At 66.0% G+C, this 26263-nt stretch carries 29 protein-coding genes; 23 read left to right on the top strand and 6 right to left on the bottom strand.

Features of this window, described 5'->3' with window-relative positions; all coding sequences use genetic code 11:
- Window positions 1-87: 87 nt before the first annotated feature.
- Window positions 88-1605, bottom strand: a complete 1518-nt coding sequence (locus tag QTI05_RS07745; protein ID WP_286623727.1) for a CoA-acylating methylmalonate-semialdehyde dehydrogenase — start codon at window positions 1603-1605, stop codon at window positions 88-90.
- A 107-nt stretch (window positions 1606-1712) separates the two neighbouring features.
- Here QTI05_RS07745 and QTI05_RS07740 point away from each other — a divergent pair, with 107 nt between their 5' ends.
- The 7 genes from QTI05_RS07740 (at window position 1713) to QTI05_RS07710 (ending at window position 7502) form a co-directional block, all read left to right on the top strand.
- Complete coding sequence (locus QTI05_RS07740; protein WP_286540959.1) at window positions 1713-2699, top strand: LysR family transcriptional regulator; 987 nt, start codon at window positions 1713-1715, stop codon at window positions 2697-2699.
- A gap of 44 nt (window positions 2700-2743) precedes the next feature.
- Window positions 2744-3886: an MlaE family ABC transporter permease gene (locus tag QTI05_RS07735; RefSeq protein WP_286540960.1), complete on the top strand. Its 1143-nt coding sequence runs from the start codon at window positions 2744-2746 to the stop codon at window positions 3884-3886.
- Window positions 3887-3947: 61 nt separating this feature from the next.
- Window positions 3948-4733 (top strand): ABC transporter ATP-binding protein, encoded by a 786-nt coding sequence (locus QTI05_RS07730; RefSeq protein ID WP_286623726.1) that lies wholly within the window; start codon window positions 3948-3950, stop codon window positions 4731-4733.
- A 4-nt stretch (window positions 4734-4737) separates the two neighbouring features.
- Window positions 4738-5715, top strand: a complete 978-nt coding sequence (locus tag QTI05_RS07725) for an MlaD family protein (RefSeq protein ID WP_286623725.1) — start codon at window positions 4738-4740, stop codon at window positions 5713-5715.
- Between the two features lie 12 nt (window positions 5716-5727).
- Window positions 5728-6417 carry an ABC-type transport auxiliary lipoprotein family protein gene (locus tag QTI05_RS07720; protein WP_286540964.1) on the top strand — a complete coding sequence of 230 codons (690 nt, stop codon included), beginning with the start codon at window positions 5728-5730 and terminating at the stop codon, window positions 6415-6417.
- 1 nt (window position 6418) lies between these two features.
- Window positions 6419-6913 carry a metallophosphoesterase family protein gene (locus QTI05_RS07715; RefSeq protein ID WP_286623724.1) on the top strand — a complete coding sequence of 165 codons (495 nt, stop codon included), beginning with the start codon at window positions 6419-6421 and terminating at the stop codon, window positions 6911-6913.
- A complete protein-coding gene (locus QTI05_RS07710; protein WP_286623723.1) occupies window positions 6885-7502 on the top strand; it encodes an HAD family hydrolase in 618 nt (205 codons plus the stop codon). The genes QTI05_RS07715 and QTI05_RS07710 overlap by 29 nt, the downstream gene beginning before the upstream one ends.
- Before the next feature lie 3 nt (window positions 7503-7505).
- Here the strand turns inward: QTI05_RS07710 and QTI05_RS07705 are convergent, their stop codons facing one another.
- Window positions 7506-8147 (bottom strand): MarC family protein, encoded by a 642-nt coding sequence (locus tag QTI05_RS07705; protein WP_286541487.1) that lies wholly within the window; start codon window positions 8145-8147, stop codon window positions 7506-7508.
- A gap of 16 nt (window positions 8148-8163) precedes the next feature.
- A complete protein-coding gene (locus QTI05_RS07700) occupies window positions 8164-8910 on the bottom strand; it encodes an SDR family oxidoreductase (RefSeq protein WP_286623722.1) in 747 nt (248 codons plus the stop codon).
- Between the two features lie 74 nt (window positions 8911-8984).
- Here QTI05_RS07700 and QTI05_RS07695 point away from each other — a divergent pair, with 74 nt between their 5' ends.
- From QTI05_RS07695 to QTI05_RS07685, 3 genes are all read left to right on the top strand, one after another.
- Entirely contained in the window at window positions 8985-9605 is a 621-nt protein-coding gene (locus QTI05_RS07695) for a 2-hydroxychromene-2-carboxylate isomerase (protein WP_286623720.1), read from the top strand.
- Window positions 9606-9607: 2 nt separating this feature from the next.
- Entirely contained in the window at window positions 9608-10291 is a 684-nt protein-coding gene (locus QTI05_RS07690; protein ID WP_286623719.1) for a dienelactone hydrolase family protein, read from the top strand.
- 65 nt (window positions 10292-10356) lie between these two features.
- Entirely contained in the window at window positions 10357-11202 is an 846-nt protein-coding gene (locus QTI05_RS07685) for an amidohydrolase family protein (RefSeq protein ID WP_286624635.1), read from the top strand.
- Between the two features lies 1 nt (window position 11203).
- Here the strand turns inward: QTI05_RS07685 and QTI05_RS07680 are convergent, their stop codons facing one another.
- On the bottom strand, window positions 11204-12121 hold the full coding sequence (locus tag QTI05_RS07680; protein ID WP_286623717.1) for a LysR family transcriptional regulator: 918 nt from the start codon (window positions 12119-12121) through the stop codon (window positions 11204-11206).
- A gap of 210 nt (window positions 12122-12331) precedes the next feature.
- On the opposite strand from QTI05_RS07680, the gene QTI05_RS07675 reads away from it, so the two are divergent.
- Complete coding sequence (locus tag QTI05_RS07675) at window positions 12332-12688, top strand: alpha/beta hydrolase (RefSeq protein WP_286623715.1); 357 nt, start codon at window positions 12332-12334, stop codon at window positions 12686-12688.
- A 241-nt stretch (window positions 12689-12929) separates the two neighbouring features.
- Entirely contained in the window at window positions 12930-13298 is a 369-nt protein-coding gene (locus QTI05_RS07670) for a DUF4148 domain-containing protein (protein WP_286540973.1), read from the top strand.
- A gap of 64 nt (window positions 13299-13362) precedes the next feature.
- Here QTI05_RS07670 and QTI05_RS07665 read toward each other — a convergent pair whose 3' ends face one another.
- Together QTI05_RS07665 and hemB are read right to left on the bottom strand one after the other, a co-directional pair.
- Complete coding sequence (locus QTI05_RS07665; protein WP_286623714.1) at window positions 13363-14490, bottom strand: magnesium transporter CorA family protein; 1128 nt, start codon at window positions 14488-14490, stop codon at window positions 13363-13365.
- A 6-nt stretch (window positions 14491-14496) separates the two neighbouring features.
- Window positions 14497-15501 carry a porphobilinogen synthase gene (gene hemB, locus QTI05_RS07660; RefSeq protein WP_286623713.1) on the bottom strand — a complete coding sequence of 335 codons (1005 nt, stop codon included), beginning with the start codon at window positions 15499-15501 and terminating at the stop codon, window positions 14497-14499.
- Window positions 15502-15813: 312 nt separating this feature from the next.
- Here hemB and QTI05_RS07655 point away from each other — a divergent pair, with 312 nt between their 5' ends.
- The 11 genes from QTI05_RS07655 to QTI05_RS07605 all read left to right on the top strand — a co-directional run bounded on the left by QTI05_RS07655 (window position 15814) and on the right by QTI05_RS07605 (window position 26261).
- Entirely contained in the window at window positions 15814-16242 is a 429-nt protein-coding gene (locus QTI05_RS07655; protein ID WP_286623711.1) for a CopD family protein, read from the top strand.
- A 5-nt stretch (window positions 16243-16247) separates the two neighbouring features.
- Window positions 16248-17357, top strand: a complete 1110-nt coding sequence (locus tag QTI05_RS07650) for a VanZ family protein (protein WP_286623709.1) — start codon at window positions 16248-16250, stop codon at window positions 17355-17357.
- 9 nt (window positions 17358-17366) lie between these two features.
- Complete coding sequence (locus QTI05_RS07645) at window positions 17367-17720, top strand: (2Fe-2S) ferredoxin domain-containing protein (protein ID WP_286540980.1); 354 nt, start codon at window positions 17367-17369, stop codon at window positions 17718-17720.
- The gene (locus tag QTI05_RS07640) at window positions 17720-18352 is read left to right on the top strand and encodes an alpha/beta hydrolase (protein ID WP_286540982.1); all 633 of its coding nucleotides are present in this window, start codon (window positions 17720-17722) and stop codon (window positions 18350-18352) included. Before QTI05_RS07645 ends, QTI05_RS07640 begins: the two co-directional genes overlap by 1 nt.
- A gap of 27 nt (window positions 18353-18379) precedes the next feature.
- The gene (locus QTI05_RS07635; protein WP_286540984.1) at window positions 18380-19549 is read left to right on the top strand and encodes a D-alanyl-D-alanine carboxypeptidase family protein; all 1170 of its coding nucleotides are present in this window, start codon (window positions 18380-18382) and stop codon (window positions 19547-19549) included.
- Between the two features lie 123 nt (window positions 19550-19672).
- The gene (gene rpsL / locus QTI05_RS07630) at window positions 19673-20050 is read left to right on the top strand and encodes a 30S ribosomal protein S12 (RefSeq protein ID WP_174328402.1); all 378 of its coding nucleotides are present in this window, start codon (window positions 19673-19675) and stop codon (window positions 20048-20050) included.
- 144 nt (window positions 20051-20194) lie between these two features.
- On the top strand, window positions 20195-20668 hold the full coding sequence (gene rpsG, locus QTI05_RS07625; protein WP_114968651.1) for a 30S ribosomal protein S7: 474 nt from the start codon (window positions 20195-20197) through the stop codon (window positions 20666-20668).
- Between the two features lie 85 nt (window positions 20669-20753).
- Window positions 20754-22853, top strand: a complete 2100-nt coding sequence (fusA, locus tag QTI05_RS07620) for an elongation factor G (protein ID WP_286540994.1) — start codon at window positions 20754-20756, stop codon at window positions 22851-22853.
- Between the two features lie 142 nt (window positions 22854-22995).
- On the top strand, window positions 22996-24186 hold the full coding sequence (gene tuf / locus QTI05_RS07615; RefSeq protein ID WP_286539813.1) for an elongation factor Tu: 1191 nt from the start codon (window positions 22996-22998) through the stop codon (window positions 24184-24186).
- A 14-nt stretch (window positions 24187-24200) separates the two neighbouring features.
- Window positions 24201-24515: a 30S ribosomal protein S10 gene (gene rpsJ / locus QTI05_RS07610; protein WP_007838118.1), complete on the top strand. Its 315-nt coding sequence runs from the start codon at window positions 24201-24203 to the stop codon at window positions 24513-24515.
- 174 nt (window positions 24516-24689) lie between these two features.
- A complete protein-coding gene (locus QTI05_RS07605; protein ID WP_286623707.1) occupies window positions 24690-26261 on the top strand; it encodes a hypothetical protein in 1572 nt (523 codons plus the stop codon).
- Window positions 26262-26263: the final 2 nt, after the last annotated feature.

The raw sequence follows: 26263 nt of genomic DNA, 5'->3' as shown, positions 1-26263 counted from the left end.
CTCGAGCCCATCCCGAACAGCAGTCAACAAAGAAAAACGCCGCGAGCCTCCAAAGGCCCGCGGCGTTTTTCATAGAAGGCGGTCGAGTTACTTCGCCGTCGGCATCACGAACTCCGCACCCTTGCCGATGCTCTCGGGCCAGCGCTGCATGATCGATTTCTGCTTGGTGTAGAAGCGCACGCCTTCTTCGCCATACGCATGCATGTCGCCGAACATCGAGCGCTTCCAGCCACCGAAGCCGTGCCAGGCCATCGGCACCGGGATCGGCACGTTGATGCCGACCATGCCGACCTGGATGCGCCGCGAGAACTCGCGCGCCACATTGCCATCGCGCGTGAAACAGCTCACGCCGTTGCCGAACTCGTGCGCGTTGATCAGGTCGACCGCTTCCTTCAGATCGTGCACACGCACGCAGCCGAGCACCGGGCCGAAGATCTCTTCCTTGTAGATGCGCATGGCGGGCGTCACATGGTCGAACAGCGTGCCGCCCATCCAGAAGCCGTTGTCGCAACCGTTGCCCGCTGCCCCGGCATCGAAGCCGCGGCCGTCGACCAGCAGCTTCGCGCCTTCCTGCTCGCCCAGCGCGATGTAGCCGGTGATGCGCTCGTGGGCGGCTTTGGTGACGATCGGGCCCATTTCGGCCGCGAGGTTCTCGCCGTCGAGCACCTTCAGCGTCTTGGTGCGCTCGACCAGCTTGGGCAGCAGCTTGTCGGCCACGTCGCCCACCAGCACCGCCACGCTGATCGCCATGCAACGCTCGCCGGCCGAGCCGTAGCCTGCCCCGATCAGCGCATCGACCGCCTGGTCGATGTCGGCGTCGGGCATCACCACCATGTGGTTCTTGGCGCCGCCCAGGGCCTGCACGCGCTTGCCGTGGCGGGCACCGGTTTCGTAGATGTAGTTGGCGATCGGCGTCGAGCCGACAAAGCTCACCGCCTTCACGTCCGGGTGTTCGAGCAGCGCATCGACCGCGACCTTGTCGCCCTGCACCACGTTGAACACGCCGTCGGGGAGGCCCGCTTCCTTCAGCAACTCGGCCATGCGCAGCGAGGCGCTCGGATCGGTCGGGCTCGGCTTCAGCACGAAGGTGTTGCCGGCCGCGATCGCCACCGGGAACATCCACATCGGCACCATCACCGGAAAGTTGAACGGCGTGATGCCGGCCACCACGCCGAGCGGCTGGCGCAGCGTCCAGTTGTCGATGCCGGTGCTGACCTGGTCGGTGAAGTCGCCCTTGAGCAACTGCGGAATGCCGCAGGCGAACTCGACGATGTCGATGCCGCGGCTGACTTCGCCCTGCGCATCGGTGAACACCTTGCCGTGCTCGGCGGTGATCAGGTGCGCCAGCTCGTCCTTGTGCCGGTTGAGCAGTTCGAGAAACTTGAACAGCACGCGTGCGCGGCGGATCGGCGGCGTGTCGGCCCAGGCCGGGAACGCGGCTTGCGCGGCGGCCACCGCGGCACCCACTTCGGCCGCACTGGCCAGGCCGGCGTAGCCGGTGACCGAGCCGGTGGCGGGGTTGGTCACGTCCTGGCCGCGGCCCGAGGTGTTGGCAACCATCTTGCCGTTGATGAAGTGGTCGATGGGTGTCTTGGTGAGTTGCATGGGAGGTGTCGGGTAGTGGCAGGGGTGCGGGCAGTTTAGGCAGCGTGGGTCGGCCCGCCAAGCGGCTGCCGCTGAATTGATTGTTCGGTATGGTGAACAATGCAGGCATGGAACACCAAAAGATCGAAGCACTCTGGGTTCATCTGCACTGGCTCACCGTGCTGGCCCAGCAAGGCAGCTTCACGGCGGCGGCGCAGCGCCTGGGCGTCAGCAAGGCGGCCATGAGCCAGCGCATCGCCGAACTCGAGCGTGCGGCCGGCGTGCCGCTGGTGCAGCGCACCACGCGCAGCGTTCGGCTGACCGAGGCCGGCCAGCGGCTGGTGGAGGACATGCGCGAGCCCTTCGAGCAGATTGCCCGAGGCTTTGCCGGGGTGCGCGACCTTGCGGGCGTGCCGCGCGGGCTGGTGCGCGTGACCGCGCCGGTCGCGTTCGCGCGCCAGCAACTGGTGCCGCGGCTGGCCGAGTTCCTGCGCGCCCAGCCCGAGGTGCGGCTCGAGCTCGACCTGTCCGATCGGCTCCGCTCGCTCGCGATGGAAGGCTTCGACCTCGCGATCCGGCACACCGCCGCGCCGCCCGACACGCACGTGGCCTGGACGCTCTGCCACACGCGCTCGGTGCTGGTCGCCAGCCGCGCCTACCTGCGCCGCCGCGGCATGCCCGACGGGCCGCAGGCGCTGGCCGGCCACGACTGCCTGCACTACCCGCGCGCGCAGGACACGCCGGCCTGGCATTTCGAGGCCCGTGCGCCCGGGCGCGGGCCGACGGCACCGCGCATCACCGTGCCGGTGTCCGGGCCGCTCGCGGCCAACAACAGCGAGGCGCTGCGCGACGCCGCCATCACCGGCCTGGGCATCGCGCTGATGCCGGATTTCAGCGCGCAGGCGGCGTTGCAGGCGGGCAAGCTGGTGGAGGTGCTGCCGCAATGGCAGCCAGTGGGTGCTTTCGGCGAACAGCTCTACGCGATCCGGCCCTACGCCACCCATGTGCCGCGGGCGGTCACCGCGTTCGTGGCGTGGCTGCGTGACGTGCTGGCGCCGGGGTTCAGCGTGGGCCGCGCTCCTACGTCGCGTGCACAACCCCTGCGGTTACGATGAAGTCCGCTTCCACACACGAGCCGCCTCCGGAACCGATCGCACCCATGTCCGCCGCTGCACCCACCCTTGCGCCTGACGCTTCGCCGCGCATCGAGCATGCGGGCGGCGCCGTGGTGGCAAGCGGTCGCTGGACGGCGTTGGCGTTGTCCCGGGCCGGCGCCTGGCAGGCGCTGTCGAAGAGTCTGGCGTCGGCCTCGGCGCAGTCCGCGACAGGCTGGGACCTGCGGCCGATCGACCAGCTCGACCATATCGGCGCGCAGGTGCTCTGGAACCACTGGGGCCAGGCCTGGCCGACGCAGCTCGAGATGGATCCGCAGCACAAGGCCGTGCTCGACCAGGTGGCGCAGTACACCTGCCGTGCGCCCGACGAGACGCCGCCGTCGCTGGCCGATCGCTTCAAGACCTTTGCGCACACCGGCCCGCGCATCATGTTCGTGGCGAGGGATTTCCTGCGCCTGATCGGCCAGCTGGTGCTCGACATCGGCAAGCTGATCCGTGCGCCGCACCGCGGGCCCTGGCGCGATTTTTCGGGCCAGCTCTACCAGTTCGGCACCACCGCACTGCCGATCACCGCGCTGGTCGGCCTGCTGATCGGCGTGGTGCTGGCCTACCTCACCTCGCAACAGCTGCGGCAGTACGGCGCCGAGACCTTCATCGTCAACATCCTCGGCCTGTCGCTGATCCGCGAACTGGGTCCGGTGCTGGCGGCGGTGCTGATCGCCGGCCGCTCCGGCTCGGCCATCACGGCGCAGATAGGCGTGATGCGCGTGACCGAAGAGCTCGACGCGATGCGCGTAATGGGCATTCCGCACGGCTTCCGGCTCGTGATGCCGCGCGTGCTGGCGCTGGCCATCGCGATGCCGCTGATCAGCCTCTGGACATCGGCGGCAGCGCTGTTCGGCGGCATGATCGCGGCCGATCTGGCGCTCGATATCTCGCCTGCGTACTTCATGTCGGCATTGCCGCGCGCGGTGCCGATGTCGAACCTCTGGCTCGCGATGTCGAAGTCGGCCGTGTTCGGCGTCCTGATCGCGCTGATCGGCTGCTACTTCGGCATGAAGGTCAAGCCCAACACCGAGAGCCTCGGGCGCGGCACCACCTCCTCGGTGGTCACCTCGATCACGGTGGTGATCCTGGTCGACGCGCTGTTCGCCGTGTTGTTCAAGGGCATTGGGTTCCGCGCATGAGCGCCGCGCCGGGCCGCCCCAAGCAAGCTCGCACCGCAGTGCGCAGCACGAAGGTACTCGCATGACCGACGCTGTCGAAAACGTGGTCGAGATCCGCAAGCTGTGGACCGTGTTCACCTCGCCCGACGGCGACCAGGTGGTGCACCGCGACCTCGACCTCACGATCCGGCGCGGCGAGGTGCTGTCGCTGGTGGGCGGCTCCGGGACCGGCAAGACGGTGCTGCTGCGCCAGATCCTCGGGCTCGAACACCCCACCAAAGGCGAGGTCACGGTGCTCGGCCAGCCGCCCGGCCACCTCAGCGCGATGGCCGCGGCCGATGTCGGCATGCTGTTCCAGCACGGCGCGCTGTTCTCGGCGTTCAGCGTGCTCGACAACATCGCGTTTCCGCTGCGCGAACTGAAGCTGCTGCCGGACGACCTGATCCGCGACGCCGCACTGGTCAAGCTGCAGATGGTCGGGCTGGAACCGCAGCACGCCACCAAGAGTCCGTCGGATCTGTCGGGCGGCATGATCAAGCGCGTGGCGCTGGCACGCGCGCTCATCATGGATCCGCCGTTGCTGCTGCTCGACGAGCCCACCGCCGGGCTCGACCCCGAAAGCGCCGACGGCTTCTGCGACCTGCTGAGCGGGCTGCACCGCGAACTCGGGCTCACGGTGGTGATGGTGACGCACGACCTCGACACCCTGTTCGACCTGAGCACCCGCATCGCCGTGCTGGCAGACCAGAAGGTGATCGTGGCCGGCAGCGCGCGCGACGTGATCGCCTATCCGCATCCGTTCATCCACGAATATTTCCTCGGCGGCCGTGGCCAGCGTGCCATGGAAGCCCTGCACGAGAAGAGGTAGACCCATGGAAAACAAAAGCCACGCCATCGCCGCCGGCGCCTTCGTGCTCGGCCTGCTCGCCGCGCTCGTTGCGCTGGTGGTCTGGCTCACGCGCGACAACACGGTGCGCAACATCTACGAGCTGTCCACGCGCGACGCGGTCAGCGGGCTGCAGCCGCAGGCCACGGTGCGCTACCGCGGCATCGCGGTCGGCAAGGTGGCCTCGATCGACTTCGACCCCAAGGTGAAGGGCAACGTGCGCGTGCGCATCACGGTCGACGAGCGCGTGCCGCTCACCACCTCGAGCTACGCCACGCTGAGCTACCAGGGGGTGACCGGCCTGGCCTTCATCGCGCTTGACGACAAGGCCGACGGCAGCCCGACGCTGGTGCCCGACAACGACAACCCGCCGCGCATTCCGCTCAAGCCCTCGGTGCTGGCCCAGCTGCAGGATCGCGGCGAAGCCATCATCAACCAGATCGAAGAGGTGACGAAGCGCGCCAACAAACTGCTCGGCGACGACAACCAGAAGCGCATCGCCGACGCGCTGGAAAACATCGCGCAGGTGGCCGCCACAGCCAACCAGGTGACACGCTCGTTCGACAACACGCTCAAGACCCGCATCGATCCGGCGTTGGCGGCCATCCCGCCGCTGGCCAACACGGCGCGCGAGTCAATCGCCACCTTCCGCACCACCGCGAACGACTTCTCGCGCGTGGCCAATTCGGTCAACGGCACGCTCACGCGGCTGAACGCCGAGGGCGGCACCATGGACCGGCTCGGCAACGGTACCACCGCGTTGCAGCAGACACTGGAGTCGCTCAACACCACCACGCTGCCGCGCTTCAACCGCGCGGCCGACGACACCTCGTTGGCCGCACGCCGCGTCGGCCGCGTGGCCGATGCCATTGCCGACAATCCGCAGTCGGTGCTCTACGGCACCGGCACGCCGTTGCCGGGGCCGGGCGAGCCGGGCTTCGTCGCACCGCCGGCCCGTCCCTGAGAAAGCACGCACATGACCGCATTTGCTATCAAGACAATGACTGCTCGCGCAGGCAGGACGGGCGCGGCAGGCCTTTTTTGCCTGGCAATTCTGGGCGCGCTGGGCCTGGCCGGCTGCGGTGCGTTGCCCGACAAGCCCGGCCGCACCGTGCTCTACGACTTCGGCCCCGGGCCGCTGACCGCTGCACTCGAGGCCGCGCCGTCCGCCGTGCTGCCCCCGATCACGCTGGCCGACCTCGACACCAGCGCCTCGCGGCTCGAAGGCACGCAACTGCACTATCGCCTCGGCTATGCCGACGCCAACGAACTGCGTCCATACGCGGGCTCGCGCTGGACCCTGCCGCCCACGCAACTGCTGCGCCAGCGCCTGCGCGATGCGCTGGCGCAACGGCGCACCGTGCTCGGCACGCTGGAGGCCGCCAACCTGACGCGCACCGAGGGCCGCACCACCGACCTGTTGCGCATCTCGCTCGAAGAGTTCAGCCACTACTTCGAGTCGCCCGCCAGCAGCGTCGGCCTGGTGCGCGTGCGCGCTACGCTGGTCCGCGGCAGCCCGGGCGGGGAGCGCGTGCTGGGCCAGCGCCTGGTCGTCGTCACGCGTCCCGCGCCGAGCGCCGACGCTGCCGGCGGCGTGAAGGCGCTCACCGCGGCCACCGACGCAGCGGTGGCCGAGCTGGTGCAATGGGCAGACGGGCTCAAGTGACGTGACACGCATCGGCCTGATCTCCGACACGCACGGCCTGCTGCGGCCGGAGGCGCTGGCGTTTCTGCAGGGCTGCGACCACATCGTGCACGGCGGCGACATCGGCGGGCCGCAGATTCTCGAGCAGTTGTCCGCCATTGCGCCGCTCACCGCCGTGCGCGGCAACAACGACCGCGAGCCCTGGGCCGACGCCGTGCCCGAAACCGACATGGTGCAGGTCGGCGGCGTGTTCCTCTACGCGCTGCACGACATCGCCGAGCTCGACATCGACGCCGCGGCCGCCGGCGTGCAGGTGGTCGTCACCGGCCATTCGCACAAGCCGCGCATCGAGCGGCGGGACGGCGTGCTCTACATCAACCCCGGCAGCGCCGGGCCGCGGCGCTTCAGCCTGCCGATTTCGGTGGGCGAACTTGTCGTCGATGGCGGCACGGTCACGCCGCGCCTCGTTGAACTCGAACTTGCCCCGAATGCAGATGCCCCAAAAGCCGCCCGTTGAAGCCCTGTTGTTCGACCTAGGCGGCGTGGTGTTCGAGTTCGACTTCGAGCATGCGCTGCAGCATTGGGCGCTGCATTCGGCGCTGCCGCTGGACGAACTGCGCCAGCGCTTCGGCTTCGACGAGCCCTACCGCCGGCACGAGCGCGGCGAGATCGCCGCTGCCGACTATTTCGAAAGCCTGCGCCGCACCCTGCGGCTCAGCGCCAGCGACGAACAGATCGCCCACGGCTGGAACGCGATCTTCCGCGCCGAGATCACCGAAACGCTGGACGCGATCCAGCAGGCACGCAAGCACTGGCCCTGCTACGCGTTCAGCAACACCAACGCCGAGCACCAGCGTGCCTGGACGGCGGCCTACCCGCGCATCGCCACCACTTTCGACCGGGTGTTCGTTTCATCGGAGATCGGCCTGCGCAAGCCCGAAGCCGCCGCGTTCGCCCACATCGCCGAAGCGATCGGCGTCGCGCCATCGGCCATCCTGTTCTTCGACGACTTGGCCGAGAACGTGACCGGCGCCATTGCCGCCGGCCTGCAGGCGGTGCAGGTGCGCTCGCCCGCCGATGTGCGCGAGGCGCTGGCGCGGCTCTGAGGTTCAGGCGACGCGGTTCAGGATCGGAAACAGCTTGCCGAGCCCGTCGGCCATCACTTCCACGGCCAGCGCAGCGAGGATCAGGCCCATCAGCCGGGTCATCACGTTGATGCCGGTCTTGCCGAGCACGCGCGCGATCGGCTCGGCCAGCGAGAAGGCGGCGGCCGTGGCCAGCGCGATCACGGCGCCGTAGCCGACCAGCACCAGCAGCTCCCAGATGTGGCGCGTCTTCTCGGCATAGATCACCACGGTCGACATGGTGGCCGGGCCGGTCAGCAGCGGGATGGTCAGCGGCACCACCGCGATCGACGCGCCGAGCGATGCCTTGACCTCGGTGGCGCGAATCTCTTCGTTGGTGGTCTTGCTTTCGGCCGGCTTGGCATTGAGCATCGAGAGCGAACTCATCAACAGCAGCAACCCGCCACCGACCTGGAAGCTCGCGATCGAGATGCCGAAGAAGCCAAGCAGCTGCAAGCCCAGCAACGCACTCACACCGATCACCACGAAAGCGCTGAACGATGCCACCATGACGGTACGCCGCCGCTGGCCTTCGGTGAAGCCCTGCGTGTAGTGGATGAAGAAGGGCACGATCGCGAGCGGGTTCACGATCGCCAGCAGTGTGATCAGCGGCTTGATCAGATCCATCGCCGGGGTGGCCATGTCAGCGCCCCCCGGTGATGTCGACGAACGACGCGGTCGCGTAGCTGGCCTCCGCGGACAACAGCCAGACGATGGCGTTGGCAACCTCGTCGGCGCTGCCGGTGCGCTTCATCGGCACCGTGGACGCCAGTTGTGCGGCGCGGTCGGGCAGGCCGCCGGAGGCATGGATCTCGGTCTCGATCAGGCCCGGGCGCACCGCGTTGACGCGAATGCCTTCGTCGGCGACCTCTTTCGCGAGGCCGATGGTGAAGCTGTCGATGGCGCCCTTGCTCGCGGCGTAGTCGACATACTGGCCGGGCGAGCCGAGCCGCGCCGCCGCGCTCGAGAGGTTCACGATCACGCCGCCACGGCCTCCGTGCCGGGTGCTCATGCGCTGCACCGCTTCGCGGGCGCAAATGAAGCTGCCGATCACGTTGATGCGCAGCATGCGCTCCAGCCGTGCCACCGTCATCTGGTCGACGCGGGACTGCATGTCGACCACGCCGGCGTTGTTGACAAGGCCGCTCAGCGGGCCGAGCTCGGCATCGACCTGGTCGAACATGGCGAGCACCTGCGCCTCGTCGCCCACATCGGCCTGCACCGCGATCGCCCGGCCGCCTTCGGCGCGGATGGCCTGCACCACCTCGTCGGCCGCAGCCGCCTGGCTCGCGTAGTTGACGGCCACGGCCCAGCCGCGCCGCGCCGCGAGCCGCGCCGTGGCAGCGCCGATGCCGCGGCTGCCGCCGGTGATCAAGAGCACCTGATTCAAAGCCCGCCTCCTGCACAGAATCTGCGCGTCAGTTAAAACCCCCCGACGCCGGATTACATCATCGAGGAGACCGATTGAGCCGCACCATCGACTACTACTTCACACCGCAAAGCCCGTGGACGTATCTGGGCCACGCGCGCTTCGCCGCCTTGGCCGAAGCCGCCGGTGCCACGGTTCGGGTGCGGCCGGTCGATTTCGGCGCCGTGTTCCCGGTGTCGGGCGGACTGCCGCTCGGCAAGCGCGCGCCGCAGCGGCAGGCCTACCGGCTGGTCGAACTGGCGCGCTACTCGCGCCACCTGGGCATGCCGTTGATCCCGCAGCCGAAGTTCTTTCCGGTGTCGGGCGACGATGCGGCACGGCTGATCATTGCGGTGGATCTCAACGACGGCACCGACGCTGCGATGAAACTCTGCAGTGCCCTGTTTGCTGCGGTCTGGGTGCAGCAGCGCAACATCGCCGATCCGAAACATCTGGAAGCGATGGTGGTTGAATGCGGGTTGCCCGCGCGCCGCATCGAGCAGTCGCAAAGCCAGGCGGTGCAGGAGCGCTACGAGCAGTACACGCAGGATGCGATCGAGGCCGGCGTGTTCGGCGCACCGAGCTATGTAATCGACGGCGAAATCTTCTGGGGGCAGGATCGGCTCGACTTCGTCGCCAGCGCCCTGCAACCACCACCCACCACCAACGGAGCATGACCATGGGCCAATCCATCGACCTCACCGCCAAAGACGGCTTCACCTTCCCGGCCTACATTGCCGAACCAGCCGGCGCGCCGAAGGGCGCCGTCGTCGTGGTGCAGGAAATCTTCGGCGTCAACTCGCACATCCGCGCAGTGGCCGACGGCTATGCGGCCGCGGGCTATCTCGCCGTGGCGCCGGCGACGTTCCACCGCGTCAAGCCCGGTGTCGAACTTGGCTACACCGACGAAGACATGAAGGCCGGCTTCGGCCTCAAGACCGCGGTGGAAGCACTGCCTGCGCCCGGCGTGCTGCAGGACATCCAGGCGGCGGTCGACTACGCGGGCAAGGCCGGCAAGGTCGGCATCGTGGGCTACTGCTGGGGCGGGCTGCTCACCTGGCGCGCGGCGGCATCGGTGTCGGGCCTCGCGGCGGCGGCGCCTTACTATGGCGGCGGCATGACCACGCCGGAAGAAAGCGCGCTGCAACCGAAGGTGCCGGTGCTGGCCCATTTCGGCAACAACGACCACTGGATTCCGCTGCCCACCATCGACGACTTCCGCACCGCGCACCCCGAGGTCGAGGTGCATGTGTACGAATGCGGTCACGGTTTCAACTGCGACCAGCGCGGCTCGTACAACGCGGAAGCGGCAAAGGTCGCGAAAGAACGCACGCTCGCGTTCTTCGCGAAGCACCTGACCTGAGCGTGCCGGCCTTCAAGCCTCCGCTGCCAGCGCCCGCAGTACGGGCACTGGCAGCGATCGCCTTGATGGCAAGCAGCGTGATCGCACAGGCCGCCGACTACACCGGTCCGCTGTTCGACACCCACCTGCACTACAACCAGGAGGCGTGGGACGGCAACACCGGCCCGTTTCCGCCGACCGAGGCGCTCGCGCGCATGCAGCGCAACGGCGTGAAAGCCATCGTGGCCAACTCGCGGCCCAACGCCGGAACGCAGACCCTCGCCGCCGCACGCGAGACGCGCGAGGCCGGCGTCACGGTGGTGCCCTTCGTGCGGCTCTACCGCAACCGCGACGACTACACCAGCTGGTTCCGCGACGAGACGATCTACGAGATGGTGCATGCCGAACTCGCGCGCGGCACAGCGAGCGGGCCGTACCGCGGCATCGGTGAATTCCATCTGTACGAGAGCGCCAATGCCAACGGCCCGGTCGCAAAAAAACTGATCGTGCTGGCGGAGCAGAAGCAGCTCGCGGTGCTCGCGCACGTGGACGACGTGGCGATCGATCTGTTGATGGCGAACGCGCCGTCCAAGGGCAGGGCGCTGCGCCTGATCTGGGCGCACACCGGCATCGGCGGCGCGCCGGTGGCGCGCGTGCGCGCACTGCTCGAGCGCTATCCGCTGCTGATGGGCGAGCTCTCCTACCGCCCCGGCCTGACCTGTGCCGATGGCAAGCTGTGCCCTGAGTGGCGCGAATTGATCCTGCAGTACCCGGAGCGCTTTCTGGTGGGCTCCGACACCTGGGTCAACCAGCGCTGGAGTTCGTACGACGAACTGATGCAGGGCTATCGCGCCTGGCTCGGCGACCTGCCGCCGGCCGTGGCGCGGCGCATCGCCTGGGACAACGCGGCCGACCTGTTCGGCGTGAAGTGACTCAGGTCTTTTTCGGCTTGGGACCCTTGCCGGGAGTCCCCTTGATGCGGGTTTCCAGAAAATCCAGCAGCGCGCGCAACGCCGCGCTGTTGTGGCGTCGTTGCAGGTAGGCGGCCGACAACCACATGTCACCCCTCACATAGTCCTGCAGCACCGGCTCGAGCTCGCCTTTGTCCAGGTACGACTGCACCAGCAGCGTAGGCAGGTAGAGCACGCCAAAGCCGTGCAGCGCGACTTCGATCAGCGGCGCGCCTTCGGTCGCGTCCATGCGGCTCTTCACGTCCACCTTGAACGGCTTGCCGTCGACCTCGAAAGTCCACTCCGGATGCTGGCCCTGGTTGAAGTTGGTCAGCGCGTCGTGCTGCGCGAGTTCCGAGGGGTGCGTCGGCTTGCCATGCTTCTTCCAGTAGCGCGGCGAGGCGCACACCACCAGATCCATCAACAGCAGGCGCCGCACGATCAGGTTGGCGTCGGTGATCGGGCCGAAGCGCAGCGCGACATCGATGCCTTCCTCGGCCAGATCCACCACGCGGTTGGTCAGCTGCAGGCTGATGTGCACGTCGGGGTAGTAGCCCATGTACTGGGCCAGCAGGTTCGGCAGGTTGCCCTGGCCCATGCCATGCGAGGCCGAGATGCGCAGCCGGCCCCGCGGCTTGCTCGCGTGATCCTGCAGTTCAGCCTGCGTATGCTCGACCATCTCGATCACCGGCTTGCTGCGCTCGAGCAGCAGGGCGCCGGCATCGGTGAGGCTCACCGATCGGGTGGAGCGGTTGAGCAGGCGCACGCCGAAGCGCGTCTCGAGCTCGGCCACGTACTTGCTCACGGTGGCCTTTGACATGTCCAGCCGCTTGGCCGCCTGCGAAAAACTGCCCTGTGCGGCCACTTCGTGGAAGGTTTTGATGAGGTCAAGACTGTCCATAGGCTCCTGGATTGTTTCGATAGCGTGAACGCAGCGGTTCGATTCTCAAGGGTTTTTACCTATATTCCTGGTTCAAAATTCATCTCACGGGCAAGCACTCCAGCAAACCCGAGTGAACAAAGGCCCCCGAGCGAGGAAAGCGTCAACGAAGACGCAATCCCACCCAAGACCAGTTCGATTCAACTGACTCAATGCTCAAAGGAAATTGAAATGAAGACCACCTCGAAGATCATCGCCGCCGCCGCTCTCACCATTCTGGCTGCCGCCGGCGCACAAGCCGAAACCTATGATGGCGTGCACCAGCTGACCAGCGGCCTCGCTCGCGCCGATGTCGCTGCCGAAGCCACCGTCGCTGCCCGTGCAGGCAACGTGTATGGCGACGGCGTGTCGTCCAACGTGGCACCGGCCCTGACCGCTTCGGTCGATCGCGCTGTCGTCCGTGAACAGGCTGTCGCTGCCGCGCACAACCCGCTGCAGAGCCTGGATCGCCGTGCTTTCTACCGTGACCAAGTGCCGGCGGCCTACAGCAAGCCGACCGTGTCCTTCACGCGCCAGGCAGCGCTGTAATTCATCCGGCCGCTTCTGCGGCCGCGTGACAGCGACACAAACCAAGGCCGGGGCGGCGCGCAAGCGCTGCCCCGGCCTTTTTCTTGTGCACGTCAGGCTGCGGTCATTGTTTCTAAGGAGGAAACGTGGTGTCTCCTTTTCGTGCGTTTCTCAAGGGGCAAACGGCTCGAAACTTCGGGCCACAGGCAGGCGCTACCGCAAGCCTGGCTCGATACCACCATCCGCCATCAAAGGAACCGACATGAAGACCTCTTCGCAACTCATCGCTGCCGCAGCCCTCGCATTTGTCGCCGTTGTCGGCGCGCATGCTGAAACCTACCTGGGCGTTCACCAATCGGTTTCGGCGCTCAACCGCGCCGATGTCGACGCTGAAGCCGTTCGCGCCGCTTCGGCACCTAACCAGAACGTGACCCGCGGTTCGCGCGGTGCCGACCCGTTCACCTCGGTGGCCGACCCGGCTGCCGTGCGTGCCCAGGCCGTTGCAACCGCGAGCGCCCCTGACCAGAACGTGTCGAGCGGCTCGCGCGTCAACAGCCGCGTGATCTCGACCATGAAGAACCCCGCCGAAGTGCGTCTGCAGGCGCAGCGCGACGGCGTTCAGGCCAAGTAAGCACCGGCCGTTAAAAAAAAGCCCGGGCTGCGCAGGCAGCCCGGGCTTTTTCATGGGCGCGTGCTCAGCGCGCCGTGCGCGCGAGGTAGCGTTTGCGCCAGAACACCAGCACCAGAACCACCGCCACGACCACCATGGACCCCATGGCGATCCAGAAACCGTCGGCCTTGTGTACCAGCGGAATGAACTCGAAGTTCATGCCGAAGATCCCGGCGATCAGGTTCAGCGGCAGGAAGATCGCAGTCAGCACCGTGAGCACCCGCATGATGTCGTTGGTGCGGTGGCTCTGCACGCTGAAGTGCATCTGCACGGCGGTCTCGGCGTTCTGCTCGAGCCGGCGCACATGGTGCACCACGCGCTCGATGTGTTCGTGCACGTCGCGGCTGCGCACCATGACCAGCTCGCGGTCGCGCCGTTCCGCCGCGTCGTCGGGCATTGGCAGGGTTTCGAGCGCGTCAATCCAGTCCTGCACCGCGGCGCGCTGGTCTTCGCAGATTTCGTCCAGGTGGTGCAGCGATTGGCGCGCCTGCATCAGCGCGCCCCAGTTGGTGAAGCGGCTGCGCGGGTCGATCAGCTCGGCCTGCCAGTGGTCAAGCTGCCGGGTGAGTTCGCGCCGCAAATCGAGGTAGCCGTCGACGATCTGGTTCACCAGCCGCAGCATCAGATCCGCCGGGCCGCTGGGCAGCCGCGCGCTCGTGGCGCGTACATCGAGCGCTGGTGCGCCGCCGCCCGGTGCGGCTGCGGCCAGCAGCTTGGCCGCATAGATGTCGCGCAGCGCTCCGCCTTCGGGGTGCACTGAAAGCAACACGCGGTCGAACACGGCGAAGCCGACCGGGCGCGTGTCGATGCGGCGCAGTACCGTCGGGCCGCCCCGCGCTGGAGGTGGCGTGCCCGGCGTGGCGGCCTCGACGCCCGCCGCCAGCCGACGGAACACCAGCACGTCGTAGAGCGAGGTGAAGTCGTAGTGCGAGGGCAACTGGTCGTTCAGCAGGTCGGCCACATGCAGGTCGACCAGCCGGGTGCCGCACAAGGCTTGGAGAATGTCCTGCACGTTGCCGAGCTCGGCCCGGAATTCCTCGCGCGTCAGCGAGATCCAGAGGTAGCTGCCGTTGCCGCAAACGCCGGGCCGGGCCAATGGCGCGAGCGAATCGTGCTCGATCACCCGGCTGCTGTCGATTTCGAGGCTGCGCATCGGGCGTTATTGTTTCTGTAGCAAGCGGGCGGCGTCGAGCGCAAAGTAGGTAAGCACGCCGTCGGCGCCCGCGCGCTTGAACGCGAGCAGGCTTTCCAGCACCACTGCATCGTGGTCGAGCCAGCCGTTCTGCGCGGCGGCCTTCAGCATGGCGTACTCGCCGCTCACCTGGTAGGCGAAGGTCGGCACGCGGAACTCGTCCTTCACGCGGCGCACGATGTCGAGGTAGGGCATGCCGGGCTTCACCATCACCATGTCGGCGCCCTCGGCAATGTCGATCGCCACCTCGCGCAGCGCCTCGTCGCTGTTGCCGGGATCCATCTGGTAGACCTTCTTGTTGCTCTTGCCGAGGTTGGCGGCCGAGCCGACCGCATCGCGAAATGGGCCGTAGAACGCGCTCGCGTACTTGGCGCTGTAGGCCATGATGCGCGTGTGGATGGCACCGTTGGCTTCGAGCGCGTCGCGGATCGCGCCGATCCGTCCGTCCATCATGTCGCTCGGCGCGACGATGTCGACGCCGGCTTCGGCCTGGACGAGCGCCTGCTTCACCAGCACTTCCACCGTCGGGTCGTTGAGGATGTAACCGGTCTCGTCGAGCAGGCCGTCCTGGCCGTGGCTGGTGTAGGGGTCGAGCGCCACATCGGTCATCACGCCGAGTTCGGGAAAGCGCGACTTGAGCGCGGCCACCACGCGCGGGATCAGGCCATCGGGATTGAAAGCCTCGTCACCGTCGGGCGTCTTCAGGCTGGCATCGATCACCGGGAACAGCGCCATCACCGGAATGCCGAGCGCCACGCATTGTTCGGCCACCGGTAGCAGCAGGTCGAGGCTGAGCCGCTCGACGCCGGGCATCGACGCGACTGGGTCGCGCCGTTGCTGGCCCTCCTGCACGAACACCGGGTAGATCAGGTCGTGCGACGTGAGCGCGTGCTCGCGCACCAGATTGCGGCTGAACGCATCGCGGCGCAGGCGGCGCGGGCGGCCGGCGGGAAAGGGGGCGAGAGGGGTCATGGGGAAAATTGTGCCCGAACTGCTGCGGCGCGGCCGTTGTGCGCCGCACGACCGTTCGTTCTTTGATTTCGCATTGATGAATACTTTATGGTTATTTTGAAGGGGCAAAAATGTCAAAAAAAAGTTACCAGCGCCTTGAAAGCACGGGGTTGCTTTGTTAAATTCTGTCTTGGGCGGCTTGCCGTCCCCCGCTTTTCCTCCCTGAGCGGGTGCCTTGATGTGTGACAGCAAAAGGGCTTCCTGGCCCGACGTTTTGACGTCGGGCTTTTTTTTGTCCGCTCGCCGTCAGGGCGGCGCCACTAAACTGCCTTCATGCTCTGGGTCAAGTCGCTGCATATCGTGTTCGTCGCAAGCTGGTTTGCAGGGCTTTTCTATCTACCCCGGATTTTCGTGAACCTGGCGATGGTGCCGCCCGAATCGATCGCCGAGCGGGCCCGCTTGCTGCTGATGGCGCGCAAGCTGATGCGCTTCACCACCTTCCTGGCCGTGCCTGCGCTGGCGTTCGGCCTGTGGCTCTGGTTGGGCTACGGCATCGGCCGGGGCCCCGGCAACGGGTGGATGCACGCCAAGCTGGTCCTGGTGCTGGTGGCGCTCGGTTATCACCATGCCTGCGGCGCGTTGCTGCGCCGCTTCGAAGCGGGCATCGACCGGCACAGCCATCGCTGGTATCGCTGGTTCAACGAGGCGCCGGTGTTCCTGTTGCTCGGCATCGTGATCCTGGTCGTGGTGAAGCCCTTCTGACCACGGTGGCAGCGCACAAGACCACCGCACTGCCCCTGGCGCTCGCCTATGCGGCGCTGATTCTCTACGCCAGCCTCTATCCGTTTGCCGACTGGCGCGACCAGGGCATCGCGCCCTGGGCCTATCTGGCGGCGCCGTGGCCCAAATACTGGACCGGTTTCGATTTCGCGATCAATATCGCAGGCTACGTTCCGCTCGGCTTTCTGGCCGCGCTCACGGTGCTTCGGACCCGGGCCGCCGCGAGTGGCGCGCGCGCCGTATTGCGGGCGACCCTGGCGGGCGCGGCGATCTCGTTCGCGATGGAAACCTTGCAGAGCTATCTGCCGGCGCGCATTCCGTCGAACGTCGACTTCGGCTTCAACACGGCCGGCACGCTGCTCGGCGCAGTGCTGGCGGTCGGGCTCGAACGCATGGGCGCCATCGCGCACTGGCACCGCACGCGCTCGAACTGGTTCGTCGAGGACGCGCGTGGCGCGCTGGTGCTGCTGGCGTTGTGGCCCGTCGCACTGCTGTTCCCGGCGGCTGTCACGTTCGGGCTCGGCCAGGTGTTCGAGCGGCTCGAAACCGCCATCTCCGAACTGCTGCTCGACACGCCCTTCATCGACTGGATGCCGTTGCGTCAATTCGAGCTGCAGCCGCTGGTGCCGGGCGTCGAACTGTTGTGCGTGATGCTTGGTGCGCTGGTGCCGTGCCTGCTCGGCTTCATGGTGACGCGCTCGGCGGTGCGGCGCGCGATGCTGCTGCCGTTGACGCTGCTGGTCGGCATCGCGGCCAGTGCGCTCTCGGCGGCGCTGAGTTACGGGCCGCCGCACGCCTGGTCGTGGCTCAGCCTGCCCGTGCAGATCGGGATCGTCGCGGCGGGGTGTGTCGGCATCGTCTTGCTGGGGGCGCCGCGGCGGCTATGCGGCGGGTTGTTGCTGCTGGCGCTGGTGTTGCACCTGAGCCTGCTGAACCAGGCGCCTGAAAGCGCCTACTTCGCCCAGACGCTGGCCACGTGGGAGCAGGGCCGCTTCATCCGCTTCAACGGGTTGGCGCAGTGGCTGGGTTGGCTCTGGCCCTTTGCCACGCTCGGCTACGCGCTGGTGGCGCTGTCGCGCCGTACACGCCAATCCTAGAATGGCTCGATGCCCAGTTCTCCGCCTCCCGCTTCGCCCGGTTACTACGGCCGCCATATCTTTTTCTGCCTGAACGAGCGCAAGAACGGCGAAGAGTCCTGTGCGCAGCACGGCGCCCAGGCCGGTTTCGACCACTGCAAGTCGCGGGTCAAGCAGGCCGACCTGGCCGGGCCGGGCAAGGTTCGCGTCAACAAGGCAGGTTGCCTGGATCGCTGCGCGGGCGGGCCGGTGGCAGTGGTGTACCCGGAGGCCGTCTGGTACAGCTTCGTCGACCTCGAAGACATCGACGAAATCGTCGATTCGCACCTGAAGAACGGGAAGGTGGTCGAGCGGCTGCTGCTGCCGCCCGACGTGGGCCGCTAATGAACGCGCAAACCGAAAAAATCCAGCTCGAGGGCGGAGCCGGCGTCATCCAGGCGCTGCGCGATGGGCCGGTTGCCGGCACGGCGCCGCGCGGTGTGGCCGTGATCGCACATCCCCATCCGCTGTTCGGCGGCACCATGGACAACAAGGTGGTGCAGACGCTGGCGCGCGCCTTCATCGGGGCAGGCTGGGCGGCGGTGCGTTTCAACTTCCGCGGCGTTGGTGCCAGCGAAGGGGTGCATGACGAAGGCCGCGGCGAGGCCGAAGACATGCTGGCCATCGTGCAGCAGGTGGCACCCGAGGGGCCGCTGGCGATCGCCGGGTTTTCCTTCGGCGCCTTCGTGGCCATCAACGCGTTGCAGTCGCTCTGGGACACCCGCGATGTGCAGCGCGTGGCGTTGGTTGGCGCCAGCGTGGCGCGGGTCCCGCCGCCGGCGCTGCCCGAGGCCGCGCACGACCGCGTGCTGCTGGTGCACGGCGAGCAGGACGATACGGTCGCGCTGGCAGCCGTGCTGGACTGGGCGCGGCCACAGTCACTTCCTGTCACAGTCGTTCCCGGAGGCGGCCATTTCTTTCACGGACAATTGCCGCTGCTCAAAAATCTCGTCGCCCGCCATCTGCGCGCGGGCTAGTTTTCTCCTGTTCCCCCCGACGTTTTCATGACCCGTTTTTCGAAAGCGCTGCGTGCGCTGCTGCTCGTTGCCGCCCTTCCGTTCTGCATGGTCGTTGCCGCCCAGGTGCCCGCGCCGCCGGAAGTCGCCGCGCGCAGCTACCTGCTGCTCGATGTCACGGCCAACCAGTTGCTGGCGCAGAAGGACATCGACATGCCGGTCGAACCGGCGTCGCTGACCAAGCTGATGTCGGCATACATCGTGTTCGACGCGTTGCGCGCCAAGAAGATCACGCTGACGCAGACCATGCCGGTTTCCCAGCGCGCCTGGAAGATGCCCGGCTCGCGCATGTTCATCGACCCGAAGATGCAGGTGCCGGTCGAAGATCTGATCAAGGGGCTCATCGTGCAGTCGGGCAACGACGCCACCGTGGCGCTGGCCGAGGGGGTCGGCGGCACGGTCGAGCACTTCGTGGAACTCATGAATGACCAGGCCAAGGCGCTGGGCATGAAGAACACCAGCTACAAGAACCCCGAAGGACTGACCGCGCCCGGCCACACCACGACCGCGCGCGACCTCAGCATCCTGGCGACCCGGCTGGTGCGCGACTTTCCGGAAGAGGCCAAGTACTACGCGATCAAGAAATACCGCTATCCGGGCACGCCTTCGACCAACGACACCAACCGCAACCTGCTGCTGTTCCGTGATCCGACGGTCGACGGCCTGAAGACGGGGCACACCGATGCGGCCGGCTTCTGCATGATCGTGACGGCCAAGCGCGACTTTCCGAACCTGACCGGCGGCCGTCGCCTTCTGACCATCGTGCTCGGCGCGAGCAGCGAGAACGCGCGTGCCAACGAATCGCAAAAGCTGCTGAACTGGGGCTACACCGCGTACGACGCGGTGCGCCTGTTCGATGGCGGCCAGGCGGTCGCGACCCCGGCGGTCTGGAAGGGAAAGCAGAACACCGTGAAGCTGGGCCGCAACGACCCGATCGTGGTGGCCGTGCCGGCCGGCTCGGCCAGCAAGATCAAGACGCAGATCGCCCGGCCCGATCCGCTGGTAGCGCCGTTCGCCAAGAATCAGACGGTCGGTTCGCTCAAGGTCACGCTGGGTGATCAGCCCGTGACCGAGGTGCCGCTGGTGGCGCTGGAAGCCGTGGAGCAGGCCGGCGTGCTCGGCCGGGCCTGGGACGCCGTAAGGCTCTGGATCAAGTAGCGCCGGGCTGCTATACTCGTGGGCTTTTCGGAAATTTCCGAAGGGTTTCACGTTTTCGTCATCTCCTGCCTCCTCATGTCACGATGAGGGATCCCGGCGGAGTGTTACTGGACTTATTCATTCATGCCAACCATCAATCAACTGGTGCGTCAGGGTCGCGAGGTCGAGAAGATCAACTCGAAGAGCCCTGCCATGCAGAACTCGCCGCAACGTCGCGGTGTCTGCACCCGGGTCTACACCACGACCCCGAAAAAGCCGAACTCGGCGCTGCGTAAGGTTGCCAAAGTGCGCCTGACCAACGGCTTCGAAGTCATTTCCTACATCGGCGGCGAAGGCCACAACCTGCAGGAACACAGCGTGGTGCTGGTTCGTGGCGGTCGTGTCAAGGACTTGCCTGGTGTCCGCTACCACATCGTGCGCGGTTCGCTCGACTTGCAAGGCGTGAAAGACCGCAAGCAGTCGCGTTCCAAGTACGGCGCGAAGCGCCCGAAGAAGGCTTAAGGCTTTCTGTATTTCAACGGTGTTCGGCGTGCCTTGGCGGGCGCATCGAGCGAAGTGACCCGGTTTTGGGTCGAGTAAGTGAGAGTTCTTGTTGACTCTCGCGGTGCTGGAAACGGTGCCAACTGAAGCAAAGAGGTTAGAAAAATGCCACGTCGTCGCGAAGTCCCCAAACGTGAAATCCTGCCGGATCCGAAGTTCGGCAATGTCGAGTTGTCCAAATTCATGAACGTGATCATGGAAGGCGGCAAAAAGGCGGTTGCCGAGCGCATCATTTATGGCGCGCTCGAGCAGATCGAGAAGAAGAACCCGGGCAAGGATCCGGTCGAAGCCTTCACCATGGCCATCAACAATGTGAAGCCGATGGTCGAAGTGAAGTCGCGCCGCGTTGGTGGTGCGAACTACCAGGTGCCGGTCGAAGTGCGCCCGGTGCGCCGTCTTGCGCTGTCGATGCGCTGGATCAAGGAAGCCGCCCGCAAGCGTGGCGAAAAGTCGATGGCCCTGCGTCTGGCCAATGAACTCATGGAAGCCACGGAAGGCCGTGGCGGTGCCATGAAGAAGCGCGATGAAGTGCACCGCATGGCCGAGGCCAACAAGGCCTTCAGCCACTTCCGCTTCTAAGCACCGTCCCCTCAAATCAGACAGGCTGGAAGCCCGACTCACCGTGTGGTGAGCGGGCTTTCATCCGTTAATGGAGTAATTTCTCATGGCACGCAATACCCCCATCGAGCGCTACCGCAACATCGGTATCTCGGCGCATATCGACGCTGGCAAAACCACGACGACCGAGCGCATCCTGTTCTACACCGGCGTGAACCACAAGATCGGTGAAGTGCACGACGGCGCCGCCACGATGGACTGGATGGAGCAGGAGCAGGAGCGCGGCATCACGATCACCTCGGCTGCCACCACCTGCTTCTGGAAAGGCATGGGCGGCACGTTCGACGAACACCGCATCAACATCATCGACACCCCCGGCCACGTGGACTTCACGATTGAAGTCGAGCGCTCGATGCGCGTGCTCGACGGCGCCGTGATGGTGTACGACGCGGTCGGCGGCGTGCAGCCCCAATCCGAAACCGTCTGGCGCCAGGCCAACAAGTACAAGGTTCCGCGTCTCGCGTTCGTCAACAAGATGGACCGCACCGGCGCCGACTTCCTGCGCGTGCGCCAGATGATGGTGGATCGCCTGAAGGCCAACCCGGTCGTGATCCAGATCCCGATCGGTGCCGAAGAGCGCTTCCAGGGCATCGTCGACCTCGTCAAGATGAAGTCGATCATCTGGGACGAAGACAAGGGCGTGACCTTCAAGTACGGCGAAATCCCGGCCGACCTCGCCGACGTCTGTGCCGAATACCGCGAAAAGCTGGTCGAGGCTGCTGCCGAATCGAGCGAAGAGCTGATGAACAAGTACCTTGAAGGCGAGGCGCTGACCGAAGCCGAGATCAAGGCCGGCATCCGTCAACGCACCATCGCCGGCGAAATCCAGCCGATGCTGTGCGGCTCGGCCTTCAAGAACAAGGGCGTGCAGGCCATGCTCGACGCAGTGGTCGAGTACATGCCTGCACCGACCGACATTCCGCCGGTCAAGGGCATGGACGAAGATGAAGTGCCGACGACCCGCAAGGCCGACGACAGCGAGAAGTTCTCGGCCCTGGCTTTCAAGCTGATGACCGACCCGTTCGTCGGCCAGTTGACCTTCGTGCGCGTCTACTCCGGCGTGCTGACCAAGGGCGACAGCGTCTATAACCCGGTGCGTGGCAAGAAAGAGCGCATCGGCCGGATCGTGCAGATGCACGCCAACAACCGTGTTGAAGTCAGTGAAATTCGCGCTGGCGACATTGCTGCCTGCATCGGCTTGAAGGAAGTGACCACGGGCGAGACCCTGTGCGATCCCGCTTCGATCCTGACGCTGGAACGCATGGTGTTCCCGGAATCGGTGATCTCGCAGGCCGTCGAGCCCAAGACCAAGGTCGACCAGGAAAAGATGGGCATCGCCCTGCAGCGTCTGGCGCAGGAAGATCCGTCGTTCCGCGTCAAGACCGACGAAGAATCGGGCCAGACCATCATCGCCGGCATGGGCGAACTGCACCTCGAAATCATCGTGGACCGCATGAAGCGCGAGTTCGGCGTGGAAGCCAATGTCGGCAAGCCGCAGGTGGCATACCGCGAAACCATCCGCAAGACCGTGGACGAAGCCGAAGGCAAGTTCGTGCGCCAGTCGGGCGGCAAGGGCCAATACGGTCACGTCGTGCTCAAGATCGAACCGCAGGAAGCCGGCAAGGGCTTCGAGTTCGTCGATGCGATCAAGGGCGGCGTGGTGCCGCGCGAATACATTCCCGCGGTCGAAAAGGGCGTGATCGAAGCGCTCGGCCAGGGCGTGCTCGCCGGCTACCCGGTGGTCGACGTCAAGGTCACCCTGCACTTCGGCTCGTACCACGACGTGGACTCGAACGAAATGGCGTTCAAGATGGCCGCCATCTTCGGTTTCAAGGAAGGCTGCCGCAAGGCCAGCCCGGTGATCCTCGAGCCGATGATGGCTGTGGAAGTCGAAACGCCTGAAGACTACGCCGGCAACGTGATGGGCGACCTGTCCTCACGCCGCGGCATGGTGCAGGGCATGGAAGACATGATGGGTGGCGGCAAGGCCATCAAGGCCGAAGTGCCGCTGTCGGAAATGTTCGGCTACTCGACCACGCTGCGTTCGATGTCGCAAGGCCGTGCCACGTACACGATGGAGTTCAAGCACTACGCTGAAGCTCCGCGCAACGTTGCAGAAGCCATCGTGGCTGCTCGCGCGAAGTAAGTTTTCAAGAACGTCGGGCGACGCACGGCGTCGCCCAACTTGTCTGCGATCCGGTGCCGCCCTGTTCCCGTGCGGGGCGAACCAGCAATCGGATGCAGACATAAAACCAATACACGGGAATGCTCTTTCTAAGGATTGAAAAATGGCAAAAGGTAAATTCACCCGCACCAAGCCGCACGTGAACGTGGGCACGATCGGTCACGTTGACCACGGCAAGACCACGCTGACGGCGGCGATCGCGACGGTGCTGTCGGCCAAGTTCGGCGGCGAAGCCAAGGCGTACGACCAGATCGACGCGGCCCCTGAAGAAAAGGCCCGCGGCATCACGATCAACACCGCGCACGTCGAATACGAAACGGCCAACCGCCACTACGCCCACGTCGACTGCCCCGGCCACGCTGACTATGTGAAGAACATGATCACCGGCGCCGCCCAGATGGACGGCGCCATCCTGGTGTGCTCGGCCGCTGACGGCCCGATGCCCCAGACCCGCGAACACATCCTGCTGGCCCGCCAGGTCGGTGTGGGTTACATCATCGTGTTCCTGAACAAGTGCGACATGGTCGACGACGCCGAACTGCTCGAGCTGGTCGAAATGGAAGTGCGCGAACTCCTGGACAAGTACGAGTTCCCGGGCGACGACACCCCGATCATCCACGGCTCGGCCAAGCTCGCCCTGGAAGGCGACAAGGGCAAGCTGGGCGAAGAAGCCATCATGAAGCTGGCCGAAGCGCTCGACACCTACATCCCGACGCCCGAGCGCGCCGTGGACGGCACCTTCCTGATGCCCGTGGAAGACGTGTTCTCGATCTCGGGTCGCGGCACCGTGGTGACCGGCGCCGTCGAGCGTGGCGTGATCAAGGTTGGCGAGGAAATCGAGATCGTCGGCATCCGCCCGACCGTCAAGACCACCTGCACCGGCGTGGAAATGTTCCGCAAGCTGCTGGACCAAGGTCAAGCTGGCGACAACGTTGGCGTGCTGCTGCGCGGCACCAAGCGCGAAGAAGTCGAGCGCGGCCAGGTGCTGTGCAAGCCCGGCTCGATCAAGCCGCACACGCACTTCACCGCTGAAGTCTATGTACTGAGCAAGGACGAAGGCGGCCGTCACACGCCGTTCTTCAACAACTACCGTCCGCAGTTCTACTTCCGCACGACGGACGTGACCGGCGCGATCGAGCTGCCGACCGACAAGGAAATGGTCATGCCCGGCGACAACGTGAGCATCACCGTCAAGCTGATCAACCCGATCGCGATGGAAGAAGGCCTGCGCTTCGCCATCCGTGAAGGCGGCAAGACGGTCGGCTCGGGTGTCGTGGCAAAGATCCTCGCCTGATAAGGAACCGCGTCATGGCCACCAAGCAAAAAATCCGCATCCGCCTGAAGGCGTTCGACTACAAGCTCATCGACCAGTCGGCCGCTGAAATCGTGGACACCGCCAAGCGCACCGGCGCGATCGTCAAGGGCCCCGTGCCCCTGCCGACCCGCATGAAGCGTTTCGACATCCTGCGCTCGCCGCACGTCAACAAGACGTCGCGCGACCAGCTCGAGATCCGCACGCACCAGCGCCTGATGGACATCGTCGACCCGACCGACAAGACCGTGGACGCGCTGATGAAGCTCGACCTGCCGGCCGGCGTCGACGTCGAGATCAAGCTGCAGTAAATCGCCGGAAACCGGTTCGACAAAGCCCGCGTGCATTTCGGCAAGCGGGCTTTTGTCTTTTTCGCCGCGCCTGTGGCATTCTTCGCAGGTATTGGCGCGTCGTCGTTCGGGAACTCCCAGCACAGGGAAAGGGTGGCAGGTATGAAAAAGATGTTGTGGTCTCGCGGTGTCGCGATGTTTGCCCTCGTCGTGCTGGCTGGTTGCGGTGGCGGGGGTGGCGGCGGTGGCGCGGCCTTCTTCCCGCTTTCGGGCATTGCCGTACCGGGCGACACAAGCATTCCGGTCACGCTCAGCGGTACCGCCACCTACGACGCGGTGCCCAACGCAACCGGCGCGCTGCTCTACGGCTCCATCAGCGCCAAGCCCGTGCGCGGCGCTGCAGTGGAAGTGCTCAACGCTGCGTCGGCCGTGTTGGCCAGCACCACGACCGATGGCAACGGCGTGTACTCCGTGACAGTGCCTTCAAACACCCAGGTCTTCGTGCGGGTCAAGGCCCAGATGGTGCAGGGCGGCAGCGGCGCCACCTGGGATGTCAGCGTGCGCGACAACACGCAATCCGATGCGATCTACGTGATCGATTCGCCCACCTTCTCGTCGGGCGCAGCGGCGCTGACGCGTGACCTGCGCGCAACCTCCGGTTGGGGTGGCGCGTCGTACACCGGCACCCGAATCGCGGCGCCGTTCGCGGTGCTCGACACGGTCTACACGGCAATGCAGAAAGTGCTTTCCGTTGCGCCGGCTACAGCCTTTCCTTCGTTGCGGGTGTTCTGGAGCATCAACAACGTGCCTTCCGGCGGCAGTCCGGCGCTTGGCCAGATCGGAACCACCTCGTTCTCGAGCGGCGGCTCTAGCGGCCGCGCAATCTATGTTCTGGGCAAGGAAAACGTCGATACCGATGAATACGACGCCTCGGTGATCGCGCACGAGTGGGGGCACTACTACCAGTCGGCGTTCAGCCGCGACGATTCGCCGGGCGGCGAGCACTCCCAGTCGCAGCGGGTCGATCGCCGTTTGGCCTTCTCGGAGGGTTGGGGCAATGCCTGGTCGGGCATTGCATTGGCGCGCAGCAATTACACCGATTCGGGTGGTGCCGCACAGGCGCAGGGCGTCAACATCGATCTTTCGGTGGGGCCCGCGAGCAATCCCGGCTGGTACCGGGAGGCGTCGATCCAGTCGATCCTGTGGAATCTCAACCAGCAGGTCGGATTCCAGCCGATCCACGCCGCCATGACCGGCTCGTTCAAGACGGCCGTTGCCGTCACCTCGATCCATCCCTTCGCCGCCGCTTTCAATGCCGCGTCGCCGGGCAGCGCCTCCGCGCTGGCCGGTCTGTTGGGCGGGCAAAACATCAGTGTGGCGGCGAACGACCCGTTCGGGACGGCCGAAACCAATGCTGGCGGCACACCTGTGATCGCCTCGGCGCTGCCGATGTACGTGACGGCCCCCATCGGCGCCACCACCGTCGCTTGCGTCTCCAACATCGCCGGTGCCGGCAACAAGCTCGGCAGCTTCGTTTATCTGCGCGTCACTGCGCCCAGCGCGGGCGCCCGCCAGATTTCGGTGACGGGCCCGGCCGCGGCCGATCCGGACTTCGAGGTCTACAGCGGCCGGTTGCTGGCGCTCAGCGATGGCCTCGGGTCGACCGAAACTGCGGCCGTCGGCCTGCTGGCCGGGGACAACGTTGTTGTTCTGCGCGACTACAACGACTCCGCCGCATCGACCTGCTTCAACGTCAGCATCACTTGAGG

This window comes from Variovorax fucosicus (assembly GCF_030316825.1).
Classification (GTDB): Bacteria; Pseudomonadota; Gammaproteobacteria; order Burkholderiales; family Burkholderiaceae_C; genus Variovorax; species Variovorax fucosicus.
The sequence above is the reverse complement of the archived record's forward strand: the minus strand, read 5'-3'. Positions and strand labels throughout refer to the sequence as shown.

Excerpts from the sequence above, each read along its gene's own strand:
- QTI05_RS07745 (WP_286623727.1), bottom strand. The coding sequence starts at position 1,605 with ATGCAACTCACCAAGACACCCATCGACCACTTCATCAACGGCAAGATG.
- QTI05_RS07740 (WP_286540959.1), top strand. The coding sequence starts at position 1,713 with ATGGAACACCAAAAGATCGAAGCACTCTGGGTTCATCTGCACTGGCTC.
- QTI05_RS07735 (WP_286540960.1), top strand. The coding sequence starts at position 2,744 with ATGTCCGCCGCTGCACCCACCCTTGCGCCTGACGCTTCGCCGCGCATC.
- QTI05_RS07730 (WP_286623726.1), top strand. The coding sequence starts at position 3,948 with ATGACCGACGCTGTCGAAAACGTGGTCGAGATCCGCAAGCTGTGGACC.
- QTI05_RS07725 (WP_286623725.1), top strand. The coding sequence starts at position 4,738 with ATGGAAAACAAAAGCCACGCCATCGCCGCCGGCGCCTTCGTGCTCGGC.
- QTI05_RS07720 (WP_286540964.1), top strand. The coding sequence starts at position 5,728 with ATGACCGCATTTGCTATCAAGACAATGACTGCTCGCGCAGGCAGGACG.
- QTI05_RS07710 (WP_286623723.1), top strand. The coding sequence starts at position 6,885 with ATGCAGATGCCCCAAAAGCCGCCCGTTGAAGCCCTGTTGTTCGACCTA.
- QTI05_RS07705 (WP_286541487.1), bottom strand. The coding sequence starts at position 8,147 with ATGGATCTGATCAAGCCGCTGATCACACTGCTGGCGATCGTGAACCCG.
- QTI05_RS07690 (WP_286623719.1), top strand. The coding sequence starts at position 9,608 with ATGGGCCAATCCATCGACCTCACCGCCAAAGACGGCTTCACCTTCCCG.
- QTI05_RS07685 (WP_286624635.1), top strand. The coding sequence starts at position 10,357 with ATGGCAAGCAGCGTGATCGCACAGGCCGCCGACTACACCGGTCCGCTG.
- QTI05_RS07680 (WP_286623717.1), bottom strand. The coding sequence starts at position 12,121 with ATGGACAGTCTTGACCTCATCAAAACCTTCCACGAAGTGGCCGCACAG.
- QTI05_RS07675 (WP_286623715.1), top strand. The coding sequence starts at position 12,332 with ATGAAGACCACCTCGAAGATCATCGCCGCCGCCGCTCTCACCATTCTG.
- QTI05_RS07670 (WP_286540973.1), top strand. The coding sequence starts at position 12,930 with ATGAAGACCTCTTCGCAACTCATCGCTGCCGCAGCCCTCGCATTTGTC.
- QTI05_RS07665 (WP_286623714.1), bottom strand. The coding sequence starts at position 14,490 with ATGCGCAGCCTCGAAATCGACAGCAGCCGGGTGATCGAGCACGATTCG.
- hemB (WP_286623713.1), bottom strand. The coding sequence starts at position 15,501 with ATGACCCCTCTCGCCCCCTTTCCCGCCGGCCGCCCGCGCCGCCTGCGC.
- QTI05_RS07655 (WP_286623711.1), top strand. The coding sequence starts at position 15,814 with ATGCTCTGGGTCAAGTCGCTGCATATCGTGTTCGTCGCAAGCTGGTTT.
- QTI05_RS07645 (WP_286540980.1), top strand. The coding sequence starts at position 17,367 with ATGCCCAGTTCTCCGCCTCCCGCTTCGCCCGGTTACTACGGCCGCCAT.
- QTI05_RS07640 (WP_286540982.1), top strand. The coding sequence starts at position 17,720 with ATGAACGCGCAAACCGAAAAAATCCAGCTCGAGGGCGGAGCCGGCGTC.
- QTI05_RS07635 (WP_286540984.1), top strand. The coding sequence starts at position 18,380 with ATGACCCGTTTTTCGAAAGCGCTGCGTGCGCTGCTGCTCGTTGCCGCC.
- rpsL (WP_174328402.1), top strand. The coding sequence starts at position 19,673 with ATGCCAACCATCAATCAACTGGTGCGTCAGGGTCGCGAGGTCGAGAAG.
- rpsG (WP_114968651.1), top strand. The coding sequence starts at position 20,195 with ATGCCACGTCGTCGCGAAGTCCCCAAACGTGAAATCCTGCCGGATCCG.
- fusA (WP_286540994.1), top strand. The coding sequence starts at position 20,754 with ATGGCACGCAATACCCCCATCGAGCGCTACCGCAACATCGGTATCTCG.
- tuf (WP_286539813.1), top strand. The coding sequence starts at position 22,996 with ATGGCAAAAGGTAAATTCACCCGCACCAAGCCGCACGTGAACGTGGGC.
- rpsJ (WP_007838118.1), top strand. The coding sequence starts at position 24,201 with ATGGCCACCAAGCAAAAAATCCGCATCCGCCTGAAGGCGTTCGACTAC.
- QTI05_RS07605 (WP_286623707.1), top strand. The coding sequence starts at position 24,690 with ATGTTTGCCCTCGTCGTGCTGGCTGGTTGCGGTGGCGGGGGTGGCGGC.